We start from the raw sequence: 242 nt of genomic DNA on the forward strand, positions 1-242 counted from the left end.
GGCGTCGTCAACGCCGGCACACTGACCTGCGGTAAAGCGAAGCCGCCCAACCCGATTGACGGAATCGTGAACACCGGGGTGATCAGTTCCGGGGTGCTGATCTGGGGCAGCTGGAACCCGCCCAGTCCGATTGAGGGGATGGTCAGTGCCGGGGTGGTGATCGTTGGGGTGGTGATCGCCGGAAGGATGAGGTTGCTCAACCCGATGGGATCGATCGTGATGGGCGGTGTGGTGATCGGCGG

1 pseudogene is annotated in these 242 nt (G+C 63.6%); it reads left to right on the forward strand.

What is annotated here, in order from left to right:
* A pseudogene (locus AO501_RS40330) lies at window positions 1-242 on the forward strand (hypothetical protein); the annotation flags it as partial.

Origin of the sequence: Mycobacterium gordonae (assembly GCF_001417955.2) — a bacterium.
GTDB lineage: Bacteria > Actinomycetota > Actinomycetes > Mycobacteriales > Mycobacteriaceae > Mycobacterium > Mycobacterium gordonae_B.